The 19248-nt window shown below is 52.1% G+C and carries 19 protein-coding genes; 8 read left to right on the top strand and 11 right to left on the bottom strand.

Features of this window, described 5'->3' with window-relative positions:
- Positions 1–20: 20 nt before the first annotated feature.
- From KF749_10410 to pta, 6 genes are all read right to left on the bottom strand, one after another.
- Positions 21–2369 (bottom strand): TonB-dependent receptor, encoded by a 2349-nt coding sequence (locus KF749_10410; GenBank protein MBX2991563.1) that lies wholly within the window; start codon positions 2367–2369, stop codon positions 21–23.
- A gap of 109 nt (positions 2370–2478) precedes the next feature.
- The gene (locus KF749_10405) at positions 2479–2814 is read right to left on the bottom strand and encodes a hypothetical protein (protein ID MBX2991562.1); all 336 of its coding nucleotides are present in this window, start codon (positions 2812–2814) and stop codon (positions 2479–2481) included.
- 113 nt (positions 2815–2927) lie between these two features.
- Positions 2928–3860, bottom strand: coding sequence for a hypothetical protein (locus KF749_10400; GenBank protein ID MBX2991561.1), 933 nt, complete (start codon positions 3858–3860; stop codon positions 2928–2930).
- Between the two features lie 48 nt (positions 3861–3908).
- Positions 3909–4694, bottom strand: a complete 786-nt coding sequence (locus tag KF749_10395) for a hypothetical protein (protein MBX2991560.1) — start codon at positions 4692–4694, stop codon at positions 3909–3911.
- Between the two features lie 63 nt (positions 4695–4757).
- Positions 4758–5477, bottom strand: coding sequence for a hypothetical protein (locus KF749_10390; GenBank protein MBX2991559.1), 720 nt, complete (start codon positions 5475–5477; stop codon positions 4758–4760).
- Positions 5478–5552: 75 nt separating this feature from the next.
- Positions 5553–6536, bottom strand: a complete 984-nt coding sequence (gene pta / locus KF749_10385) for a phosphate acetyltransferase (GenBank protein MBX2991558.1) — start codon at positions 6534–6536, stop codon at positions 5553–5555.
- Positions 6537–6763: 227 nt separating this feature from the next.
- Between pta and KF749_10380 the strand changes: the two genes are divergently transcribed.
- Together KF749_10380 and KF749_10375 are read left to right on the top strand one after the other, a co-directional pair.
- Positions 6764–7369, top strand: coding sequence for a hypothetical protein (locus tag KF749_10380; protein ID MBX2991557.1), 606 nt, complete (start codon positions 6764–6766; stop codon positions 7367–7369).
- Positions 7370–7373: 4 nt separating this feature from the next.
- A complete protein-coding gene (locus KF749_10375; GenBank protein ID MBX2991556.1) occupies positions 7374–8594 on the top strand; it encodes a hypothetical protein in 1221 nt (406 codons plus the stop codon).
- Between the two features lie 193 nt (positions 8595–8787).
- Here the strand turns inward: KF749_10375 and KF749_10370 are convergent, their stop codons facing one another.
- From KF749_10370 to KF749_10360, 3 genes are all read right to left on the bottom strand, one after another.
- The gene (locus KF749_10370) at positions 8788–9453 is read right to left on the bottom strand and encodes a hypothetical protein (protein MBX2991555.1); all 666 of its coding nucleotides are present in this window, start codon (positions 9451–9453) and stop codon (positions 8788–8790) included.
- 23 nt (positions 9454–9476) lie between these two features.
- Complete coding sequence (locus KF749_10365) at positions 9477–10457, bottom strand: alpha/beta hydrolase (protein ID MBX2991554.1); 981 nt, start codon at positions 10455–10457, stop codon at positions 9477–9479.
- 166 nt (positions 10458–10623) lie between these two features.
- Positions 10624–11715 carry a helix-turn-helix transcriptional regulator gene (locus KF749_10360; protein MBX2991553.1) on the bottom strand — a complete coding sequence of 364 codons (1092 nt, stop codon included), beginning with the start codon at positions 11713–11715 and terminating at the stop codon, positions 10624–10626.
- A 252-nt stretch (positions 11716–11967) separates the two neighbouring features.
- Between KF749_10360 and KF749_10355 the strand changes: the two genes are divergently transcribed.
- Positions 11968–12489 carry a hypothetical protein gene (locus KF749_10355; GenBank protein MBX2991552.1) on the top strand — a complete coding sequence of 174 codons (522 nt, stop codon included), beginning with the start codon at positions 11968–11970 and terminating at the stop codon, positions 12487–12489.
- A gap of 129 nt (positions 12490–12618) precedes the next feature.
- Here the strand turns inward: KF749_10355 and KF749_10350 are convergent, their stop codons facing one another.
- Complete coding sequence (locus KF749_10350) at positions 12619–13164, bottom strand: T9SS type A sorting domain-containing protein (protein ID MBX2991551.1); 546 nt, start codon at positions 13162–13164, stop codon at positions 12619–12621.
- A gap of 172 nt (positions 13165–13336) precedes the next feature.
- Positions 13337–14224: a hypothetical protein gene (locus KF749_10345; GenBank protein MBX2991550.1), complete on the bottom strand. Its 888-nt coding sequence runs from the start codon at positions 14222–14224 to the stop codon at positions 13337–13339.
- Positions 14225–14677: 453 nt separating this feature from the next.
- Between KF749_10345 and miaB the strand changes: the two genes are divergently transcribed.
- From miaB to KF749_10320, 5 genes are all read left to right on the top strand, one after another.
- On the top strand, positions 14678–16027 hold the full coding sequence (gene miaB / locus KF749_10340; protein ID MBX2991549.1) for a tRNA (N6-isopentenyl adenosine(37)-C2)-methylthiotransferase MiaB: 1350 nt from the start codon (positions 14678–14680) through the stop codon (positions 16025–16027).
- Positions 16024–16803, top strand: coding sequence for an SPOR domain-containing protein (locus KF749_10335; protein ID MBX2991548.1), 780 nt, complete (start codon positions 16024–16026; stop codon positions 16801–16803). Before miaB ends, KF749_10335 begins: the two co-directional genes overlap by 4 nt.
- Complete coding sequence (locus tag KF749_10330) at positions 16803–17951, top strand: sigma-54-dependent Fis family transcriptional regulator (protein MBX2991547.1); 1149 nt, start codon at positions 16803–16805, stop codon at positions 17949–17951. Before KF749_10335 ends, KF749_10330 begins: the two co-directional genes overlap by 1 nt.
- Positions 17948–18466, top strand: a complete 519-nt coding sequence (locus tag KF749_10325) for a hypothetical protein (GenBank protein MBX2991546.1) — start codon at positions 17948–17950, stop codon at positions 18464–18466. The genes KF749_10330 and KF749_10325 overlap by 4 nt, the downstream gene beginning before the upstream one ends.
- A gap of 42 nt (positions 18467–18508) precedes the next feature.
- Positions 18509–19248: glycosyltransferase (locus KF749_10320; GenBank protein MBX2991545.1), on the top strand; the 740-nt coding region annotated here is incomplete at its 3' end.

Raw genomic sequence — 19248 nt, 5'->3', positions numbered from 1 at the left:
TCAATTTTTGAACTCAAACCTCACTCCGCCGATTCGCCAATGGGAATTCTCACCCGAAGAACGGCGTTGACACCGGGGTCATCAGTGAAATACCGGAACCTGCTGAGATAATCGCGATACGATCTGTTGAGCAGATTCTGTACTGTAAGATCGATCGCAATCGCCTGTGTTCCAAAACTCAACTCTCCCCCCATTCCGAAATCCAGCAAAGCGTATCCCGCCGGCGAGGCGGCGTAGTCAGCATTCGCGGGAACCCGGTCCTGCTTGCGGACAAAATTGGACACAATTTCCACGTACGTATTGCTGAAGGTCGAAAAATCACCGATGTCAAAGTGCGTCAACAGCCTCACACGATCCGCCGGCATACCTATCAGCGGCTCACGGGTACTCCGGTTGTCGCCGCGAACAAGTGAGCCGGTAATGCCCAACTTCAGCAGCTCGCTTGCACGGATTTCGAATGACCCTTCAAACCCGCTCAGAACGGCGTCCGCCTGCATATACCGGAACGTCGGAAACGCGCCGCGGATCGTCAATGTCGGTTGCGGATCGGGAAACAGGAAGATGAAACGGTTCATGACATTGCTGTACAGGCTGAATTCGGCGTTCGTTCGTTCGCCGGCGTGTTTCACTGTAACATCCAGACTGAGGCTCCGCTCGGTATCGAGATTCAGGTCGCCAATCTCAAACTGTGCCGTGCCGTGATGGATATCGTTGCTGTACATCTCATTGATACTTGGCGGACGCCATGCCGACCCGATGCTTGACCCGACGGACCACGAATCAGAAAGAAGATACAATGCACTGAACGCGACCGACAACCCTCCGTAGGTGTGCATTCGCTGCTGCAATCCCCTGAAGTTAAAGGGATAGACTTCCACCTGCCGGAAGTCGTAGCGCACGCCCGCAGTGAGTGTCAGCCGGTCACGCGCCCAGCTTTCGAGTGCGTACACGCCTGCCGAGTATGCCCTGAAATTCGGAACGAGAAACACGCTGCCTGCCCTGACATTGCCTTGCCGCATTCCGCTGACGCCGATGCTACCGAACAATCCGTTGACTGGAACATGTTTGAACTTCACATCAGCAGTATACGTGGTCAGCGTCAGGTCGAACGACGGCGCATTCAAAGCCGCCAGGGAGTCATTATATGCCCGATGTGCATCATACTCCAGCCGGTTGTTCTGCTGGTATCCGAATTGCGTCGTCAATTCACCAACTCCCGGAAACATCAATGACGAACGAAGCGAGAAGAGATCGTGCCGGATTTCCTGCTTCGGCCGGTTGATAGCATAGCTGAACGGTGTCACAACTTGCGGTCGGCCGTCGGTAATGGCTTGCATCAGGTCAGTGATATTGCCTATATGCGAGCCGCGAAAAATGCCAAGTATTGTTCCGAAATGACTGTAGTATACTTCGCTACTCCAGCGGCCTGTCGCGTATCGTATTCCTCCCGAAGCATCCACCTCGGAAAATCCCGAATTGTTCATAACGTAGGCACTCGTCCGGGTATCACCGGCCTTCCGGAGGCTGCCTTGCACACGCCATGCAAACCCGGGAAGGGCTTCGTGTGCGCCTTCCAGAAAAACGGCACCGGAGCCTTGCAGGTTGTTCGAAAACGCATTGAGGGAAACCTCCCCGTGCATACCGGGAAGCTCGCGGAAGGTTCTCGGTTCCACGCGAATGACGCCGCCTATTGCACCAGCACCGTATTCCACGCCAGCGGCCCCTTTCAAAACCTCGATGCGCGATGGCGAAAACGGATCAATCTCGGGCGCATGTTCGCCTCCCCATTGCTGGCCTTCCTGCGGAATGCCCGCGTTCAAAACCAAGACGCGCTGGCTATGCAGGCCGCGCACAACCGGTTTTGCAATGGATGGCCCGGTTTGCAACAGAGTGACACCGGGAATATTCTCTAACGTTTTTCCCAGCGTCTGGCCCCGATGTTTGTCCAACTCCTTTTTGGTAAGAACGGCGATTGCCCGGCTTGACCTTTGCAAATACTCTTTGTCCCTTTCCGCCGTTGACTGAACTTCGGACAGCCTGACGTCAACAGGCATCAGACGAATCGTCAAGGAAGTATTGGTTGCAAGCGAAACCGCCAGCGTGTCATCCGCATAGCCGACATACCGGGTAAGCAGATGGTAGGTTCCCGGCGGCACTTCCAATGAGAACGTTCCGTCGTTTTTTGTGCTCTGGCCCTGCATCAGTTCCAGTAGGATAACAGACGCACCAGGCAAGGACAGGCGTGTCACGGCATCCACAACACGGCCGTCGATCTGAACATTGTGCTGCGCACGCAGTTCCCCCGTTGCAGCCTGGACTACAGCCGCAGCAAGAAACAACGCCGCATATTTCCAATGGAAACTCTGCATTGAAATCGCCATCACATTCAAGTTGGTTAAAAACAGCTTGCAATGCAGATCGGCACGCTACGACATGCCGTCTGCAAAACAAAAAGGATTTGCTTTTACAAACGTGAGATTAGGAATGGAGACAGGATGGAGGAGCCCGTGCGGATTCGAGCCTGTTTGAAGGAGAAAGTGGCGGCTGTTGGGAAGAGAGTACGACGCTGAACTGACAACTGAGTGCCAGCACCGGCGAGACATTCTCAAACAAATGCCCCGTCGCAAAGAGACACGACGCGCAAAAACCGTCATGTGAGAGAGTCACACCCTTCGCCACCGTTGAAGCGGCAACTTCTGCCGTTACGCCGGGAAGCACAATCACGTGGTTGTGCCACAGGTCCATAGTGAGGAGAACCGGCACATACACGAGCAGCAGAAGTATGGCGACTCTATGTCGAGTGGTTTTGTTCATGATCTGTTTCGTACGCATTGAACATACGATTTTTTCCCGTATTCTGTCAAGCTTTTTCGGGGAATTCGGATAAACATCTGCACGGAAAGCAAAGAACTGCCGCTTTCTATACATCAAAGCCCGATTTCTATCTGCAGAAACGGCGAGAGCAACACTCCGGGATCGGCTTCAAGCAACTCCGTCTCATCGGCCAAGTGTATCCCTGCAACAACTCTTGTCCCGCGGGCAACATGAAAGAATACCCCCGGTGTTACAATGAAGAACGATGCAGACTGCAACACCACGGAGCTGCCGACGAACGATGTCCGCCGCTCGATCTCAACCAATGTCTGCCGGTTAATACCGAGTTGCAGAAAGCCCTGAACAGGCGACGACTTGTATTTTGTGTTGAGCGTGAATGCGCCGTACGAATTCAGGTAGGATGATTTCCCCGACTCGCGGAAGAACTCAACCCGCTGATCCGATTCTCCAAACAGCTTCGTTGCAACGACGTAGTCAACGGTGTACGCAACCGAACTCCAATGCGCGCCGAGATCGATACGCAGTCCGAGGTTTCGGCTCTCGAACGAAAACCCGACTCCGCCGGCCGCGCCGAGAAAACTTCGCGTAGACCCTGACGAATAGTTCGCCCCCGCAACAACGGAGAATGTCTTCGTCACGAAGTACTCGAAATCCACCGATGCCGTTACCCTCGGCGGCTCCCAGCGGAAACTCCTTCCCTGAAAAGAATTCTTGTTCACGCCCGCCCTCTCGAAGTATTGCGTTGTGCCGTTTTGCGTTACCGTATCCACCTGAAACACGCCGCTGTCGTTCACGTTGGAGTGTTCGTGCGCCCTTCCGACGAGAGTCTGCCGTGCGGCAACTGCCACTTTCGGAACAACGCGTACATCTCCCTCTTGCGGATTATCCGTCATGAAGAGCGGCGGCTTTACCATCGTGCCGTCGGAGGTAAGATTTTGCATGTACACCGATTGTGAGGCGCATGAAGTAAGCAGAATGGCTGCTGTGCAAGCACAAAGCAGAACCCAGAAGTTTTCTGATCGCATAGGGTATCCGGATTTTCGCGTGATTGTTTTTCGCAAGAATTGTATTTCTCAGAACTCCTTCACAACAGTACACAACGGAAATTGCCGCGCTCCCGGCGCGCTTCCGTTCTCGATATGCGCGATTCCATTGTCCACCAGGACATGGCCGAACAGATCGGTCACACGAAATGTGTACGGGCCGGGGCCCATTCCGCTTGATTCGACAAAATAGTTGTAGCTGAGACGCTGCACGTTTATCCAATTTCCGCCGGAGAGGTATTCCAGCCGCGCAATCGGATAGCGGTGATTCCGTATCTGCACCGCAGTCCACCATTGATTGCTGCCGTCCTTGAACCGGTAGCTGATGTTTCCTTGCACCCGCGCAGCAATGAGTTTCCATTTGATGGGCACAATCCCCAACGGAAGATCGGCAATGCGGGAAAACGCCAACGGACTCAAGTCTATGGAGCCTTCCGAGCAACCGCTGCATTGGTCAACGATGCGGACAACAACACTGCCCTTCGGGCCCCACACCATCACCGTCGCGCCGCAAATATCGGAGTTGGCGTAGTCAATGGAATTCATCGCGCCGACCAGCAAATCGTTCGGCGTCGGGTCGAAGAGACAATTGCCTCCCCCGTTTGCCTCGATATAGTATGTGGCATAGCCGGTGCGCAAGGGCGTGTCGCATCGTATTCCCAACGCATCAATCAGAGCCAAGGAATCTTCCAGCTCGCCGAAGCTCTCTTGCTTCACAACATGCTCACCAACCGCTTGAGGCTTCACGGCGTCGGTCAAATCGGAGCAGCCAACAATCACAAATAAGAAAAGAACCACACAAATACGCGATTTCATAATCCCCTCCTCAATTCATTCATCAGTTTTCATTACAACTTGCTTCGCTGAGCGATTCCCGTTCTAATTACACGGTGGAAACTGTCCGCTCCCCGGCACATCCTGATTCTCGCGATGAACAATCGCGCTATCCACCAACACGTGACCGTAAATATCGGTTACGCGAAATGTAAAGGGCCCGGGTCCCATTCCGCTTGACTCGACGAAATAGTTGTAGTCAGTCCGGTTTACAGATTTGAATGTCCCCCCCTGCGTCTTGTACTCAACCCGCGCAATCGGATAGCGGTGGTTGCGGATTTGTACCGCAGTCCACCATTGGTTGCTGCCATCTTTGAAATGGTAGATGATGTTTCCCAACACCGCTGTCGGGACGTACCGCCACGTAATCGGCACACGCCCGAGTGAAATGTCGGCGATACGCGAAAATGCCGCCGGACTCAGATCAATGTTTCCTGGCGGACAATCGCCGCACTGGTCAACGATGCGCACCGTGACTTGTCCGCTCGGGCCCGTAATCGTAACGCTCGAGCCGCATACCGCCGAACCTGCATAGTCCGCGGCATTCATCGCCGCAACCATCAGATCGTTCGGCGTCGGGTCGAACATGCAGTTGCCCCCGCCGTTTGCCCACGTGTAGTAGGTCGCTTCACCGGTACGTACCACGGGCGGGTCGGAACAATCATGCAGAATCTGTTCAGGATCTTTCGATGTGACGGCTTTGTCGGTGCAATGAAATTGCGAAAGAACAATCAGCAACACGAGCAATAACTGAATTCCCTTCATATCTCCCCTCCGGTAAGTGATAAATCGACGCTACAAAGTAAAAACCGCAGTGACAATCTCCAAGTTAAATCAATTTCAGACAGTCCCCACCACCGCGTTGATCGCCGCGACATTCACAATGTCGTCAACGCTGCAGCCGCGGGAGAGATCGAATGCGGGCTTGCGCAATCCCTGCACCACCGGGCCGATTGCCTCCGCTCCGCCTAACCGCTGCGCCAACTTGTAGCCGATGTTCCCAGCATTCAGGTCCGGGAAGACCAGCACATTTGCGCGCCCGCCGATGGGCGAGCCGGGCGCTTTGCTTTGTGCCACCTTCGGAACAATTGCCGTATCGAGTTGCAACTCTCCATCAACCACTAAATCGGCGCGCTTCTTCTTGAGAATCGCCGTTGCCTGCTGTACTTTCTCGACGAGCGGGTGGCTCGCACTCCCTTTTGTGGAGAACGAAAGCATGGCAACACGCGGCTCCTCGCCGGTGAGTTTCTTGTGATTATCGGCAGTCGAGGCAGCGATGTCAGCAAGTTGCTCGGGGGTCGGGTCGGGCACAACGGCGCAATCGGCAAACGAGAACACCTGATGCGGAAATACCATCAGGAAAAAGCTGGAGACGATCGTGATTCCATCCGCCAGCCCGATCACCTGAATGGCGGCACGCAACACGTCGCCCGTGGTGGAAAGCGAACCGGCAACGCTGCCATCGGCCATGCCTTCACGCACCATCATGGCGCCGAAGTAGAGCGGGTTGGTCATTGCCTTCTGCGCTTCTTCAAACGTGATTCCCTTCTCCTTGCGGATATTGAAGAAGATGTGGGAGAAGTCGCTCAGCTTTTCCGACTTTTTCGGATCAATCACGCGAATGCCGCCGAGCTGCGTATTCGCCTTCTTCGCCTGCTCTTCGATAGCGCCCGCATCACCGATGAGAATGGGGGCAACGAGCCCCTTATCGAGAAGAATCCGCGCCGCCTGAATGGCGCGTTCATCCGTTGCATCGGGCAGAACGATGGATTTCTTGAGGGATTTTGCTTTGAGATGTATGCTGTTCATTAATTCCGAGGGCATCATGGACGTATTTCTTTCAGCTATGAATTGGAGATGAAAAACCGTTGTCTAAAGATAAGAAAGTTGGGGGAGAGTAGCTTTTTCGGGCATGCCGACGTGGCCTCCAGCATTGACTTTTTTGGTGGGATTTGGTAGAGTTGGGGGAGTTCAAGTGCGGCGGGATCCTGCATATTCATACCATACCGCAGTCCGTTAGGTTTCGCAAATGCTTACTCAGAGGAATCAATATGGTAAGGTCATTGATGGCAGGGGATACCGATTACTCTTCCCAAACACTTAGTGAAATGTCTGGCGATCTGAAGCAGTGGATTCACTCTCTTCGTGAAACCTGCAAAACATTGAAAGGCGTACGTGACGAATTACAGCAAAGCGGTTACTGGGACAATGTGTATGCTGGATTTAAGGATCTGATAGTGCATTGTATGAGTATTTATGATCGCGCAGCCAACGAAATACAGGAGGTCGTTTCAGAACTTACCCAGGAAATTCAAAGTCATCATGTTGCTCGGCTTAGGTCCATCGGAGATACGGCGAGGGGAATCAATCAAGAACTGGGACAAATGTGGCATCGTGAATATCCACAACACTTGATGGATTATGAAAACTCGGATTTTAGAAAAGTCGAAAAATTGTATTGCGAGTCACGAGACATGGCCGCAGGAATGCTCGATTTGAAAAACCTCGCTACAAGACTTGAGAATTTCATCGGCAAGAAGATGCAAACTGAGAATTCACGTTTAGGAATCAATCAATTGATCGAACTGAAGCCAAATTTTTTCGGAATCGGTCTAAACATCAATGCACTCATTCATCGCATTTTCAGAAAGCATTAATTCCATGAAATCTACATTCTTTGTGCTCACACTAATGACCCTTTTATTCTGCCAGAATTCAGTTGCTCAGTTATCTCGCGAAGTTCGTTTTGAAGAAGGTCACTTGTCTTTCACGCTTCCATTGGGGTATGAAATCAAGGGGGGCGGGTATAGGCAATCTACTATCCCTTCTGGGTGGAGGCCGATTAAACTTCCCGGTATCACCTCAACAATTTGGTCAGTTGGGGTTCTAAGCTACAGATTTCCAGTCTCGGAGTCTGAGCATTCACTTCTGTTTGTGGAGGCATTCTCGGGCCATGCCTTCACCCATGACGATGCTGTCGAGTTCTTCAGAGTGCTAAAGGAAATAAATAGAAAAGACGCGACAGTGGCTTCAATGGATGGTAATGTGATTACTCTCCTTTTTTTAGTGAAAGATCAAATTGGTAACTCTAAAGCCTTCTCCTCTAGAATTGCACGACATGAGATAGTTTTCTCGCGCGACGGATTCGTTTTGTTCTCTTCCTTCTTTTCTGGAGGAATCGTCGGCGAGAATTCTGCGGTCGATTCATATGATGCCCATAAATGGTGGTGGAATAATACCAACAAGGTTCTCGGTAGTGTTAAATTACTTCCGGGGTTTGAAGTTGAAATGCCAGCGCAAACTGGAGAGAAGTCCTTGTATGCTATGAGCAAGTTAAAGCGATTTAGATCAATGCATCCGGAACATAGCTCTTCTACCGACGAAGAGATTCTTGAAACCACTCGGAAGATTTTTGAAGCTAACCCGCAAAGTACGGCCCCTAAAGTTGAGCCTGATGTATGGCGCAAAGCTTTCTTGAAGACGTATGGTGATGCTGGCGAGCAATCGATTGCCGCTCACGAGACAATGCCTCCTGAACGTACTCACAGCCCATCCTCCTACGCAAGTTCTTCGGAATCTAATCGGGTCGTGTATTACGGATCACGTGCCATCCCATCTGCGGTCCTATTTACAATTGCTGCAGTTCCATTCTATTTTGGTTTGCGGCGATTCCGGGCGCAACAGACCCCGCCTCTGAAGTTCTTTGCTTTCGCTCTGTTTGGATATTGGATTCTTGCAAGCACTTTGGGCGTCTTAGGGGGTGAGACTATAGCTGCAATTCCCGCGAGGATTGCCTTGATCGTTGCAGGTGCTGGAGTGATCTTCTGGGGCGTTGCGATGATCTTTGGGAAAAAGGCAGAGGCGGCAAAGGGATCGAGTTAATGTAAATCTGTTTTCGCGGCTGTCACAGCAAATGCAGATAATCAGCGGGCAGTGACAGTACACAAGCGACACCCCCCTTCCCCCTCACTCGTGGAACATCAGCCATATCGCCGCAAGCCACAGAGACACGCTGATGACCACGAGTGCTATCCAGAACAACTTCTCTATCACCTTTCTCATCTGATCGTTCCGGTCAGAACCTCATTCCCAATCCGAGTTGAAGATAGTAGGGCACGGCGGCCTCTTCGTCGCTGTGTTGCGCATTGGTTGCGCCAACACGCAGCGTCAGGTCGAGATTCTGCCCGAGTGTCTTGCCCGCCTGTATGCCGTAATAGAAATGCCCTCCCGACGGAATGTACCAGCCGTCCCGTATCCGCGGATAGTAGCTTCGCATGACGTCGGAGTGTTTCAGATGCGACACGATGGATTTGTCGAATCCGAATTCGCCGGCGACGTGCCATGTCGGACTGTAATATCCCGCCACAAGTCCCAAATCCGACCCGAAACTGACGATTCTCACCAACTCATTCTCGTATCGCCTGAAGATCGAAAAAATTCGCAGTGTAGCAGAGAATCCTCCCATCTCAACAACTTCAATCTGCACCCCGAGTTTTGCTTTGAAGTCGTCGACAAGATTCTCTCCCATCGGCAACGAAAAATCCACTCCTACCATAACCGGCCTGATGAACGTGAACGCCCGGCCGTAGACGGCTTGAGCTGTCACGCCGTAGTCAAATCCAACATTCAATTGGATGACGTTGCGTTGATCCTCGCCCAACGATCTCCAGTTGATGGTCTGCGACGAGCCGGAATGAACAACGCTGAGCATGACGATTGTTACTGCAACAAGTTTTTTCATGGTGATATTCCTTTAGAGTATGATTATCTGATTGAGTCAAGGTACGCTTTGGCAACGGGATAGAATCCCGCCCAGCCGAAGTACGGAATTTCGTGCCCCGTACCCATCACTTCGGCAAGCTGCACATTCGGATATGCCGAGGAGACATGCTCCGCATATGCTCTGCCGTATGCTGTGTTCAGCTCGCTGTACATGAACAGAACCCGCGTTGTGTAGTGCTGCAGATTCGTCGTGTAGTCGAACGGATGCGCATGCACATATTCGAACGACGCCGACGCGCATACTGCCCCGATCCTCCAGAACGGCGACGGGCCCTGATTTCCCACCTTGTTGCCTTTTGCAAAATCAGCGGCAGCTTGTACGGCCGCCTTGTAATCAAGCACGTTGTGATCATGTCCGGTCACGATTTGATCGATGAAGAGATAATCGTTGCTCGTCTCGCCGAACAGTTCAAGCGATCTGCATCGTTTGATATACGCCTCGGCATCACGCCAGATGAAACCTCCCGGTTCCATCATAACAACTCCGCTTATTTCCGCAGGATGTTCGTTGACGTACGCGGTTGCCAGCATTGCCCCCCAGGAAAGCCCCATCAGAATTACCTTCTGCCCCGGCTGCTTGTAGTGGTTGATAACAGCCCGAAGATCGTCAACAAATACCTGCTTTGTGTAGACTTCCTTGCCGTGCCGCTTCGACAGCCCCGAGCCGCGTTGATCGTAGAACACGACAAAGTAACCGTCCGCCGCAAACCTGCTGCAGTTGAGCAGGCTCCGGTAGTCCGATCCGGGACCTCCGTGCAGAACGATGATCATCTGGTCGTTCGGATTGCCGTATGTTTCGGCATGAAGCTGTGTGCCGTTCACGGAAATAGAGGGCAGCGTGGGGTCCTGGTCCACCGTGAGAGGAACCAAAGCGCCGGGTTCGCTCCACTCGACAGTTTCGCAGGAGGTGAATGTGGCCGCGGCAAGTACTGCCGTAACCAACGCAAAGAGTAGTGTTTTCATAATTACACCAGATTTATGATTGATGAATGGTTGATTGGTACATCTGGTGTAAAGATACGCCTGCTCGGGGGGGAAGTCGGTTCGCCTTGGAAGGCGGCACGTGTATTCGGGTGCCATCCTGCAAGGTGGGGCTCAGAACGAAGTAAGAATGGGGTCTGTTGTTACTTCAGGTTTCAGGTTGGTTTTGAGCAGAGACGTGTTGGGAGGGGGTCAAACCGGTGGCTTTCTTAAAACTTCGGTTGAACGCCGTTTTTGAGCTGAATCCGCACTCGTGGGCCAATGAAAGAAGGGTGAACTGCCGGTTTTTTTGCAGTCCGATCAGCCGCTTGAATTCTTCAATCCGGTACGTATTCACAAAATCGTAGAAGTTCTTCTTCTCTTTCTGATTTATGACTTGAGAGAGATAGTTCGGGTGCACGCCGAGTGTGGATGCGAGGTCACTGATCGACAGTTCGCTGTTTTTGTACAATGCCCCGTCTGCCATCAGCCGTTTCAGTTCCTTATGCAACTCTTCGGAGACATCTTCCGTCAATCCCGACTTCTGATATTTCTCCTTCGGCTCCTTCTCCTCGATCGGTGCAGCGGTTCGGGCAAAGATATCCGCTTGCCGGATTCCAAAGAAGCCTATCAAGAAGATAAAGACAACAACACCCGAGAAAATCAGAACATCCGTTCCGAAGAAGATCACAAGAAACCAGATACCCCCCAGCCCGAACGTCAGGAGTTGCAGCCATTGCAGATTGATTTTTTCGAGAGCGGAAAATTGGTCACGGATGTTGCGTTGGTGCCTCTTAAGGAGTATCGCCGACCAGATTACATAGACTATTCCCGACAGCGAATAGGCATACGATTTCAGCATATTGAACATCTCGTACCCTGCGCCGCGATTCTTGTACACTTCGATTTTCTGTTCAGAGGGAAGAACAAAGAATGTTGCGAGATATGCGTACATCAGTGCTGCCGGCAGGAAATGCAGGACTAATAGCGACTTCTTTTCGGGCAACTGTTTCGTCAATGAGGCGACGTAGAAATACAAGAATACGCCATGAAGAAGCGGAAGCGGGTGTTCAATACCCAAAAGAAAGGGGAAGTTGTGCACCTCTCGTGTGAAGAACATATAGAACACGAACAGATGGACGAGAATCAGGAACATCCAGAAGGTCAGAATCTTGTCCGATCCGGATTTGTTCTTCTTGCTGATCAGGAGGATTTCGATGAATACGGCGATGCCGATGCCGGCAACGAAAAACATTTGCATGGTTGTGGGGGATTTTGTGCAGCCAATGTAATTGTATTTTCGGTGAAACTAAAGGGGAGGCGGTGATGTGCAGTTCCGTCTTGACTTTGGAGGTGGGATTTGGTAGAGTGAAGGGGCAGTTTTTCTCGGACTGTCGGGGCAAACGTGGACCCTGCGCGCCGTGAGAGAAAAATACAATTTGAGTCCATGAGGCGGCCGCCCAGCTCATCAAAACGACGCCCCCGAAAGTTAGCTAGCACAAACGAGGTAGATGTGTTCGATCAAGCATTCTGTGCAGATTTTCTATCCAATCTCCTTTCCACTATATTTGGCGTTGCTTTGGGGTTCCCCATTGCACTATGGCTTGATCGGATGGCTCGCTTGAGAAGCGAGAGCGAGCGAAAAAGGGAAACAAATGCGCGTGTCAAGAAGATCCTAAGTTTGCTGGACGCGGAACTTAATGAGAACCAAAATGCGATCAACGAATTCCACAAGGATGTTCTTGACAACTTCTTTCCAGTTCGGCTAGAATCATGGAATGCATTCTCTGATGGGGGAGAACTCCAGTGGCTAAATGATCCCGACCTATTGGGTTCGCTTTCAACTACCTATGCAACGATAAGACAATACCATTTCATATTTGAAAAATATGTCCATGCCTGTTGCAATCCGAGTTCAGTCGGCAGCCCAGAACGGAAGGAGAAAGTACTCAACGTTGTCATTAAGCAGGGCGATATCGCAAAGAAACAGATTGTGCTGTGCCTGAGGATCATTAAGGAAAAATTGACGGCTTGAGTCACAGCAAACATGCACAGCTTGCGATCTGTGACAGCATCATCGCTTTAGTCGTCACGGCCTGCCGATTGGACATCGATGCCATGACGACCCAGTTTAAGAACGAACGCCGCAAACCCGCAATATTCTTCAGCGAACCAGCAAAAGCTTCCGTGTTGCCGTTAAGCCGCCTGTAGTTAACCGGCAAATGTACACACCGCTGGCGGCGCCTTCCGCATTCCAAGTGACCTTGTACATTCCCGGATTCCGCTGCCCGTTCACCAACGTTGCCACTTCCCTTCCGAGCAGATCATAAACCTTCAGTATTGACGGGGCTTGCCCCATCCCGACGGGAATGCTGAATGTAATTGTTGTCGTGGGGTTGAACGGATTCGGGTAATTCTGATGCAAAGAAAACTCGTACGGCTGTGGCTCATCACCAACCGATGTAGCTCCGCCGGGACCGATTCTCGCAATGAAGGTGTTAATCTCTTCCCCGGTGAACTGAAGTGAGTCGAAGCGGGCATTCACTCCCACCATGCCGGCAACGTAGATCGCTCCGCGGCGATCAATGGCAACGGCATCTCCCCTGTTGTAGTACACGCCTCCGGCCGTCTTCGCCCACCGCACTGTCCCATCAGAAAAGGAATGGTTGATCACGAGAATGTCCGTTGTGCTTTGCGCTTGCGTGACCACCCCGTTTCCCCAGTTCAAAGTTCCCCGAGTGAACCCAGTGGCAATGACTGAACCATCGGGACTCGTTGCGAGGAACGGCCCTTCACCAGGACCGGCGTCACCTCCAACCTCAAACGGGACCTCAGTGAGCCAGACGAATGATCCGCTCGAATCGATCCTTGTCGAATACAAGTCATACACCCAGCGCGGGCCGTGTGCCGGAAGCCCGCCGAACGATGTGGGCGCAAGAAGTCTCCCCCCCCATGATCACATCTCGACCTGTTGCAGCAAGAAGGGGAGACGGGAGTGTGATATCCTGAACGAACCGCACGAAAGGGGCCGCTCCGCTCGGTGAATACCGTACGACATAGATGTTGTACGGGTAGGGAGCCGTGACTTGCAATCCATTGAACGAGTGGCTGCCATCGAACGTGGAACCGGCAGCCCAAACATTACCCTCAGCATCAATTGCCAGGCTTGATATGATACGGGCATTGATCTGCTGGAACGAGGCGACTTCATTTCCATTTCCATCCAGCTTCATCACATACGAAGTAGGGAAACCCGGTGAAGTCGCCGCCCAGATGTTGTTATCCCTGTCGGACTTCAAAGAAAAAATCTCCTTGACGATCGGATTTGTCTGCGTCATGTCTCTCAACCATACCAATCTTCCATCAGGATCGAGTTTCATAATGAAGCTATGAACCAGGTTCGACGAAGGAAGTGTTCGCATGGCGGTATCGACGCGAATCGTGTCCCGGAACAGGCCGGCGACAATCAGGTTATTGTTGTTGTCGGATGTAAGGTGTTGCAGAAAGACTTTGCCAAAGAGGGTGTCCGAAAAGATCGTGGTTCCGGACGTATTGAGTTTCTCAATCACAGATTCGCCGAAGTTGCCCGATACCGTTCGCACAAGCCGCCCGGAGACAGGATTGTCCGCGGTGTCAAGAGTGAGGACGTTCCGCACCGTGTTGTAATTTGACGTAAGGACGAGGGGGTGGACATTTGCCCATTCAAATTGTTGGGCAGAACTCCCAACCGCCAGAGTGACCAGCAACAGAAATGCAAGGTGATATCTCATGGTGGCCTCCTTCGCGATGAATGCGTGAAGAGATTATGTGAGAGAGCAGTTTTCGTTTCCAAGATACAAAGTACTTGACGTGACAGCAACACCCCAACAATCATCACAGCCACCGATTGGACACGGCCGCCGTGACCGCGAGCTTCTGTAGAACGGATCGGCGATCCGTTCTACTCCAGCTTAAAACCTGAAGCTTTCAACCGTAGGGGCGTTTTCCGAATCGGAAAACCGACTCCATCGGACGATAGGAATCGCCTCTCCCTCCCTCTCACTTTTTGTCACACACCCCTTCCACCCGAAGGCGTGACGAATTGGCATTTCCTGTTCCACTTCGCACAAAATCCTTAGCAATTAAAATCATTTAACTCTCATTTAACCCACCCTGATTGTATATCTGTCATGCTTTGGATAGATTTTTTTCACCCCCAAGCCCATTCAGTTTTGTCATACTCAATGAAGCGCGTCTATATTGAAACGTATGGCTGCCAGATGAACATGGCAGACAGCGAGGTTGTCGGCGGCATTCTCGCACGGCAGGGCTACGGCTTCACCAACGATATGTCCGCTGCGGACGTGATTTTGGTAAATACGTGCGCCATCCGCGACAATGCCGAGCAGCGCATTTACGGCCGGATCGGGCTGTTCGGAACGTATAAAAAGCAGCGGCCGGGCACGCTTATCGGGATCCTCGGCTGTATGGCCGAAAGGCTGCGCTTCAAGTTGGTGGAAGAAGAAAAGTTGGTTGATCTCGTTGTCGGGCCGGACGAGTACCGGAAGCTTCCCGAACTGATCGAAAACGCCTTCGTGGGAGAAAAAGGAATTGCCACACGGCTGTCGCGGGTCGAGAATTACGAAGATATCGTCCCCCTCCGCACGGACGGTATCAGCGCGTGGCTTTCCGTCATGCGGGGCTGCGACAAGTTCTGCTCGTTTTGCGTTGTTCCGTTCACACGCGGCCGCGAACGGAGCCGATCGCTGGCAAGCGTTGTGGAAGAGGTACGAAACCTTGCCGAACGCGGCTTCAAAGAGGTGACGTTGTTGGGGCAGAATGTCAATTCGTACAGCGACGGCGAATACGATTTTGCCGACCTGATGCGAAGTGTTGCTGAAGTCGACCGGACCATGCGGATTCGCTTCACGACATCCCACCCGCAGGATATGAGCGACAAGCTGATCGGGACGATTGCGGCAAACAGCAATATCTGCAAGTACATTCATCTGCCGGTTCAGTCTGCCTCGAACAGGATTTTGGAGTTGATGAACCGTACCTACACCATTGAACATTATCTCGGACTTGTTGAGAAGATTAGAACGGCGATGCCGGATGCAAGTCTCACCACCGACATCATTAGCGGGTTCCCGTCTGAAACTGAAGAAGAACACCGGATGACGGTTGAGTTGATGCGTGAAGTCCGGTACGACGGAGCGTATACATTCAAATACTCTCCACGCGAGAATACGAAAGCGTGGGAGCTGGTGGATGACATCCCCGAAGATGTAAAGGGACAGCGAGTATTTGAAATCTCCCAGCTTCAGCAGAAAATCTCACAGGAATTGAATCAGAAACTGATCGGAAAAGTCGAGCAGGTTCTCGTCGAAGGCCCGAGCAAGAAATCGGATGAAGAGTGGACGGGACGAACGGACACCAACAGAACCGTCATCTTCTCGAAAAACGGCGAAGCGTCGGGCGAGTACGTTGATATTTTGATCGAACGCTGCAACCCGGCAACGCTGTTCGGGAAACGGGCGGGTTCTCATTCTGATTTGAAGACGGGATTCATGACGGAGATGGTGACACAATGAAGCTGAGTATCGTGATCTTGACATTGGTGGCATTGACCGGCGTTGCGTCGTTTGCGCAATCGCCGAACATCGAAACCTATATCGCCCTGATCGAAAACGGACAAGCCGATCTTGTCCGCAACGAGCTTCCGTCTCTTCTGAATCAACATCCGAAGAATCCCGGCGTGTTGTACCTGCAGGCATTGATGACAACGGACGGAGCAGAGGCGGTTCGTTTGTATCAGAATATCGTCGACAATCATCCGACGAGTGAATGGGCCGACGATGCGCTGCACAGAGTGTACAAGTTCTACTATGCAATCGGGCTGTTTCGGACGGCAGACCTGAAGCTCGAACAGTTGAAGCGGGATTACCCCGACTCGAAATACGTTGCGGGTTTGTCTCCTGCCGCGCCGGTAATCTCCGAACAGAAAACAGCAACCGCGCAAGCCTCCGCTACAGTCTCCGAACCGCCCACAACTCCGAGCATCGAAATATCACAACCGGAGTCGACCCCGAGAAGCGAAGAGGTGAAGCCCCCTGTCACGCAGCCCCCCGCCTCGCCGGGTAGATTCACGCTGCAGGTCGGCGCGTTCTCAACGTACGAAAACGCGGACAAGCAGAAATCATTCTTCACATATCACAATTACCCGGCGGAAGTTGCACAGAAAAGCAGCGGAGGACGGGAGCTGTTCGTTGTGTATGTCGGCTCGTACAGCACGGACGCCGATGCCCGGGCAACGGGTGACGCAATCCGTCGCGAATTCAACATGAACTACATCATTGTTATCCGGTAATGGAAAGTTCGGCACTACAGATATCACCCTCGAGTTTTCAGGAAGAACACGGCATTCTCGGCGAATCTGTTGCCATGAAGAAAATTGTTGAGGTAGTGCAGCAGGTTGCCCCTACCGACATCACCGTGATGATTACGGGAGAAAGCGGCGTCGGGAAGGAAGTGATTGCAAAAGCGATTCACGGCGCCAGCACGAGAAGCAAAAAGCCGCTGGTGACCGTAAACAGCGGGGCGATTCCCGAAGGAATTATCGAAAGCGAGTTGTTCGGGCATGAACGCGGCTCGTTTACCGGGGCTGCCGGCGAACGTAAAGGCTACTTCGAACTGGCAGATAACGGAACGATTTTTCTGGATGAGATCGGCGAGATGCCGCTTTCAGCGCAGGTGAAATTCTTGCGTATTCTTGAAAACGGGGAATTTCTTCGTGTAGGCTCGTCCATTTCACGGCGGGTCAACGTGCGGGTGATTGCCGCAACGAACAAGAATCTTGAGGGAGAAGTCCGCAACAACCGCTTCCGCTCGGATTTGTACTATCGGCTCCGCTCGGTGAACATTGCCATCCCACCCCTGCGCGATCGCAGGGAAGATGTGCCAGTGTTGTTCAAAGCATTTGTCGAAGAACTTTCCGCCAAGAACAATGTGAAGTTCGGCGGCATTTCCGACGAGGCGATGCGGGAATTGATGCAGTATCATTGGCCGGGCAACGTACGCGAACTGCGCAACGTAACGGAAAGCATGCTGGTGTTGGAGGGCGGGAAAATCCTTCAACCCGACGACGTACGCAGGTATCTCAAAGAATATCATTCGCCCAAAGCCGAAGGACGGAACCTTCCTGCCGTAACCGGCAGAAGCGTTGAACAGGCCGAACGGGAATTGATTCTCCGGGCGTTGCTGGAGATCAAGGCGGATGTTCTGGAACTCAAGAATGCATTGCAAGAGCATTCAGCGGCAATGGCAAACGTTGCACAGCAAGTCACCGACCCGATGGCTATACAATCTGATGTGACACTTTCGCTTGCCGAAATGGAACACAAAATGATCGTTGAGGCGCTGCACAGGTCGAAAGGAAACCGTCGTGCCGCGGCTCGTGCGCTGAACATCAGCGAGCGGACGCTGTATCGGAAAATCAAGGAATACAATCTCGAATGAACCTCAGAACCGCCGATATCACACTCGTCAGTCTCGTTGGGATGCTCGCGTTGGCGGGTTGCTACTCATTTACAGGCGCATCTGTGCCGAGTCATTTGAAGACGATTGCCATCCCTCTCGCTGACGATCAATCGGGTTTCGGCGAGGCTGGCTTGCGCGAGAAATTTACAACGACGCTCACGGATTTGTTCATCAGTGACAACAGTCTTGAAGTGGCAGATCGCGGCGCGTCTGATTCAATTCTTGAAACCGTGATTCTTCCCGTTCGTGATGAGATTCTTTCAGTCGGGGCCGGAGCCCAAGGAAGCGAACAAGTAAACAAACGGCGCATCAACATGTCGGTGAAGGTGATTTTCCAGGATATGAAGATGCGGAAGAAGGTGTTCGAGAAGACATTCTCGAATTACGGCGACTACGATTCGGGGGGCGGATTTGCCCAACGCCAGCTTGGGCTGGAAGAAGCAATGAAGAAGATCTCGGAAGATATTTTGCTTGAAACAGTATCCGGCTGGTAAACCATCATTGTATCCACATCAGAGGTGTAAAAAGAAGTCATCATGGCTGAATTTGTACTGATTGCCTACATCACTTCGTTGTCAATCCTGTTCATCTTCGGATTGCACGGCTTCATCATGATCTATTACTATTTGAAATTCAAGGATCAGAAACGTCCCGCCGTACAATCCCTGGATGAGTATCCTGTTGTCACCGTGCAGTTGCCCGTGTACAACGAACGCTACGTTGTCGGCCGGTTGATTGAGGCATCCTGCGCGATGATCTATCCGAAGGAGAAGCTGGAGATTCAGGTGCTTGATGATTCGACGGATGAAACGGTTGATGTGGTTGCCGCGCATGTCGAGAAGTATCACAAGCTTGGCTTCGATATCCGACATGTGCGCCGCACGAACAGAGAGGGTTTCAAGGCAGGAGCATTGAAGAAAGGACTGGCATCGGCTCGAGGAGAGTTCATTGCCATCTTCGACGCCGATTTTGTGCCGAGAATGGATTTTCTGCTCAAGACCATCCCACACTTCAATACCGACCCGGCTATCGGGATGGTACAGACACGCTGGGAACATCTGAACTTCGACTACTCGCTGCTCACACGAACGCAGGCCATGGCGCTCGACGGGCATTTCGTGATCGAACAATCCGTCCGCAACAAAGTCGGCTACTTCATCAACTTCAACGGCACCGCAGGCGTGTGGCGCAAATCCGCCATCGAAGATGCGGGCAACTGGCAGGCCGATACACTGACGGAGGATCTCGACCTGAGCTATCGTGCACAGTTGAGAGG

It is taken from the genome of Bacteroidota bacterium, assembly GCA_019637975.1.
Lineage (GTDB): Bacteria > Bacteroidota > Ignavibacteria > UBA10030 > UBA6906 > CAADGV01.
Note: the sequence above shows the minus strand (reverse complement) of the source record. Positions and strands in the feature narration are given on the sequence as shown.

Coding starts and splice junctions, on each gene's coding strand:
- KF749_10400 (MBX2991561.1), bottom strand. CDS start 3,860: ATGCGATCAGAAAACTTCTGGGTTCTGCTTTGTGCTTGCACAGCAGCC.
- KF749_10365 (MBX2991554.1), bottom strand. CDS start 10,457: ATGAAAACACTACTCTTTGCGTTGGTTACGGCAGTACTTGCCGCGGCC.
- KF749_10335 (MBX2991548.1), top strand. CDS start 16,024: ATGAAGCTGAGTATCGTGATCTTGACATTGGTGGCATTGACCGGCGTT.
- KF749_10380 (MBX2991557.1), top strand. CDS start 6,764: ATGGTAAGGTCATTGATGGCAGGGGATACCGATTACTCTTCCCAAACA.
- KF749_10330 (MBX2991547.1), top strand. CDS start 16,803: ATGGAAAGTTCGGCACTACAGATATCACCCTCGAGTTTTCAGGAAGAA.
- KF749_10395 (MBX2991560.1), bottom strand. CDS start 4,694: ATGAAATCGCGTATTTGTGTGGTTCTTTTCTTATTTGTGATTGTTGGC.
- KF749_10375 (MBX2991556.1), top strand. CDS start 7,374: ATGAAATCTACATTCTTTGTGCTCACACTAATGACCCTTTTATTCTGC.
- pta (MBX2991558.1), bottom strand. CDS start 6,536: ATGCCCTCGGAATTAATGAACAGCATACATCTCAAAGCAAAATCCCTC.
- KF749_10360 (MBX2991553.1), bottom strand. CDS start 11,715: ATGCAAATGTTTTTCGTTGCCGGCATCGGCATCGCCGTATTCATCGAA.
- KF749_10370 (MBX2991555.1), bottom strand. CDS start 9,453: ATGAAAAAACTTGTTGCAGTAACAATCGTCATGCTCAGCGTTGTTCAT.
- KF749_10345 (MBX2991550.1), bottom strand. CDS start 14,224: ATGAGATATCACCTTGCATTTCTGTTGCTGGTCACTCTGGCGGTTGGG.
- KF749_10405 (MBX2991562.1), bottom strand. CDS start 2,814: ATGAACAAAACCACTCGACATAGAGTCGCCATACTTCTGCTGCTCGTG.
- miaB (MBX2991549.1), top strand. CDS start 14,678: ATGAAGCGCGTCTATATTGAAACGTATGGCTGCCAGATGAACATGGCA.
- KF749_10325 (MBX2991546.1), top strand. CDS start 17,948: ATGAACCTCAGAACCGCCGATATCACACTCGTCAGTCTCGTTGGGATG.
- KF749_10390 (MBX2991559.1), bottom strand. CDS start 5,477: ATGAAGGGAATTCAGTTATTGCTCGTGTTGCTGATTGTTCTTTCGCAA.
- KF749_10410 (MBX2991563.1), bottom strand. CDS start 2,369: ATGCAGAGTTTCCATTGGAAATATGCGGCGTTGTTTCTTGCTGCGGCT.